Origin of the sequence: Methylibium sp. T29-B (assembly GCF_000576225.1) — a bacterium.
GTDB classification, from domain to species: Bacteria; Pseudomonadota; Gammaproteobacteria; order Burkholderiales; family Burkholderiaceae_C; genus Methylibium; species Methylibium petroleiphilum.
The window spans coordinates 1-2,809 of sequence record NZ_AZSN01000280.1; the positions used below are offsets into that span (position 1 = coordinate 1).

Annotated in this window: 4 protein-coding genes; all 4 read right to left on the bottom strand. The window is 69.8% G+C overall.

Features of this window, described 5'->3' with window-relative positions:
* A partial coding sequence (locus Y694_RS21030; protein WP_155935888.1) for an efflux RND transporter periplasmic adaptor subunit occupies positions 1-1,042 on the bottom strand: 1,042 nt, incomplete at its 3' end.
* 213 nt (positions 1,043-1,255) lie between these two features.
* On the bottom strand, positions 1,256-1,675 hold the full coding sequence (locus tag Y694_RS21035; protein ID WP_011831293.1) for a biopolymer transporter ExbD: 420 nt from the start codon (positions 1,673-1,675) through the stop codon (positions 1,256-1,258).
* Positions 1,676-1,713: 38 nt separating this feature from the next.
* A complete protein-coding gene (locus Y694_RS21040) occupies positions 1,714-2,457 on the bottom strand; it encodes a MotA/TolQ/ExbB proton channel family protein (RefSeq protein WP_036236286.1) in 744 nt (247 codons plus the stop codon).
* A 23-nt stretch (positions 2,458-2,480) separates the two neighbouring features.
* On the bottom strand, positions 2,481-2,809 hold a 329-nt coding region (locus tag Y694_RS21045; protein WP_036236281.1), incomplete at its 5' end, for an energy transducer TonB.

Here is a 2,809-nt window from a genome sequence, read left to right on the forward strand (position 1 = left end):
TCTCGCCGCGCTCGCGGCGGCCCCCGCCAGTGCGTCCGCTGCCGGTGCTGCCGATCGCCGCGACCGGCACGACCAGCGCGTCCTTGGCCTCGGCCGCGATGAAGAAGACCTGCGCGGTCATGTTCGTCATCAGTGCCTGGTTGTTGTTGGGCACGTCGAACAGCGCGTTGTAGAGCACCACGTTGTTGGTCACGGTCGGCGTCGGCTCCACCTTGCGCAGCGTGCCGTACCAGCGCCGGCCCTGGCTGCCCAGGGTCGTGAAGTAGACCGTCATGTCCTGGCGCAGCTTGCTGACGTCGGCTTCCGACACCTGGGTCTGCACCGTCATCGTCGACAGGTCGGCGATGCGCAGGATGGTCGGCGCCGACTGGTTGGCGTTCAGGGTCTGGCCCTGGCGCGCGGTGACGCTGACCACGGTGCCGGCCAGCGGGGCGTAGATCTTGGCGTAGTTGAGGTTGGCCTCGTCGGCCCGGAGCGTCGACTCGGTCTGCTCGATCGACGCCTTGATGGCGTCGATCTGCGCCTTGGCGGCCTTGGCGGTGGCCTCGGCCTGCTGCAGTGACTCGGTGGTCGTCGCGTCGTCCTTCATCAGGTTGCGCTGGCGGGTGAGCAGCAGCTGCGCCAGCGCGTACTGCGATTCACGCTCGGCCAGCGTCGCGCGCTGGTTGCGCAGGCCGGCGCGGCGCGCATCGACGGTGGCGGTCAGCACCGTCGGGTCGATCTCGGCCAGCAGGTCGCCGGCCTTGACGATCGAGCCGACCTCGACGTGCAGCCGCTTCAACTGCCCGGACACCTGTGCGCCGACGTCGACGTAGTCGCGCGGCTGCACGGTGCCGGTCGCGGTCACCAGGTCCTGGATGTCGGCGCGCTGCACCGTCGCGAACTGGTACTGCTCGCGCAGGTTGGGCTGGCCATAGAACAGGCGCCAGGCCGCGTAGCCGCCGCCGACGATCAGCAGCAGCGCGATCACGGCCCACAGGGCACGATGGGCGAGAATGCGGCGCCAGCGCGGGCGCGATGCGGTGTCGGGGGGTGCGGTCATGGGAAACGGAGCCGGGGTCCTGGGGTGCGGGTGCGGCGGTCGGTGTGGGCCGGCGGCGAAGGAGTCGCCAGTCTGCGGGCCGCACGGTTAAGCAATGGGGCGCGATTGTGGCGGCTTTGTAAAGCCCGGGCGGGCCGCGCCGGCGTCACGGGCCCGATGTGACGAAGGCCGCACGCGGCGGCCTTCGTCGTCCGACGGGCGGCGTGGCCGCCGTCAGCGCGCGTCGGGCTCGCTGACGAAGCCGACCTTGCTCAGGCCCGCCTTCGAGGCGTCGGCCAGGGTCTCGGCGACGTAGCGGTAGGCCACCGCCTGGTCGGCGCGCAGATGCACCTCGGGTTGCGGCTGCTTCTGTCCGGCGTCGGCGAAGCGCTGCGCGGCCTCTTCGCGTGTCACCGTCTCGCCGTTCCAGAAGCGGACGCCGGCGCCGTCGATCGCGAACTCGATCTTGTCGGGCTTGAGCTCGTTGACCTGGCTGCTCGCCTTCGGCAGGTCGAGCTTGACCGCATGGGTGAGCAGCGGGGCGGTGACGATGAAGATCACCAGCAGCACCAGCATCACGTCGATCAGCGGCACCATGTTGATCTCGGACACCGGAGCGGACGAGGATTTGCGGTCGAAGCTGGCGAAGGCCATGGTGGGCTGGCTCCTGCGTGAAGGGTGAAGGGAAGGGCTCAGGCGCCGCGCGCGGCCGGGGTCAGCTTGCCCGGCATCGTGCGCACGTTGTCGCTGCCGCTCTTCGCGGCGTCGGCCAGCGGCGAACCCATCGACAGGAAGGTCATCAGCTCGAAGGCGAAGGCGTCGAGCTTGGCGTTGAGCACGCGGTTGCTGCGCGTGATGGCGTTGTAGGCCATCACCGCGGGGATCGCGACCGCGAGGCCGATGCCGGTCATGATCAGCGCCTCGCCCACCGGGCCGGCCACCTTGTCGAGCGTGCCCGAGCCGCTCATGCCGATCGCCACCAGCGCGTGGTACACGCCCCAGACCGTGCCGAACAGGCCGACGAAGGGCGCGGTGGCGCCGATCGTCGCGAGCCAGGTCAGGCCGTTCTCGAGCCGCGTGGTCTCCTCGTCGAGCACCTTCTTGATGGTGCGGGTGACGAAGTCCTGCGCGGTGCCCGCCTCCTCCAGCTTGGCCGCGCCGTAGCGGGCATGGTGGGCCTGCGCGTTGATCGCGTGGGCGGTCAGGTGCGCGAACGGCTCCTGCACGCCATGGGTGCCGATCTCGGCGCCCACCTCGTCGAGCGAGCGCGCGTTCCAGAAGAAGTGCAGGAACTTCTCGCTGCGCCGCGTGCGCAGCAGCTGGCCGAGGCCCTTGACGACGATCAGGGTCCACGAGATGGCCGACATCACCACCAGCACGGCCAGCAGCGACTTGCCGACGAAATCGCTCTGCGCGATGAAGTGGGCGAAGCCCATCGAAGTGTTCACATCGGTCACGGTCATCTCTCCATTTCAAAGACCAGGGGCATCACGACCCAGAAGGGCTGGGCCACGCCGTTCTCGGTGTAGGGCTTGAAGCGCGTTGCCTTCACGGTGGCAAGTGCGGCGTCGTCGAGGCGGGAGAAGCCGGACGAGCGCTGCAGGAGCATCTGGCGCGGCAGGCCTTGGTCGTCGACCAGCACGCGCACGTGCACGCGGCCCGATTCGTTGAGCCGCTTGGAAGCGGTCGGGTAGACCAGGTTCGGCGGCGTCAGGTACTCGACCTGCGTGATCGCCACGGTGCGCGGCTGCGGCGGCGGGGCCGGTGGTGCGGGCGGCGCCGGCGGCG